The organism is Aquicoccus porphyridii (assembly GCF_008369105.1).
Lineage (GTDB): Bacteria > Pseudomonadota > Alphaproteobacteria > Rhodobacterales > Rhodobacteraceae > Aquicoccus > Aquicoccus porphyridii.
Map to the genome: position 1 here is coordinate 1 of NZ_VINQ01000211.1, position 377 is coordinate 377.

Genomic DNA, 377 nt, shown 5'->3' on the forward strand with positions numbered 1-377 from the left:
AGCAGGGCGCGCTCGACGATCGGGTCCAACTGCGGTTCGTCGGGGAACTTCAAGGTGTCGATGTTTACCAAGGGACACTGTTCGCCCTGACAGCCGGGCTTCAGGTGCTCGCTGGCGAGGCGCTCGGTGGGCAGCGGGTCGTCGAGGCCGGGCTTGAAGAGGCTCTGGCAGGCGCTCAGCAGAACGACCAGGCTGCCGAGGGCGGCGAATTTCAGAAGGCGCATGGGATTCCTTTTGCGACGGTGGATGGGCGGGCTCGAAGCGTCGACCAGTCCGTTTCGACCCTGGCGTCGCGCTTGAGTTCGGCCCGCGCAAACCCCAAGTATGGCCTAGCCGTGGCCGGGAAACACGCCCGTGCGGCGAGCGCCACGAAGTTT

The 377-nt window shown here is 65.8% G+C and carries 1 protein-coding gene; it reads right to left on the reverse strand.

Going from position 1 to position 377, the window contains the following annotated elements; translation table 11 throughout:
- Nucleotides 1-224, reverse strand: a 224-nt coding sequence (locus FLO80_RS24230) for a hypothetical protein (RefSeq protein WP_223145564.1), incomplete at its 3' end; no start/stop codon positions are given.
- Nucleotides 225-377 lie beyond the last annotated feature (153 nt).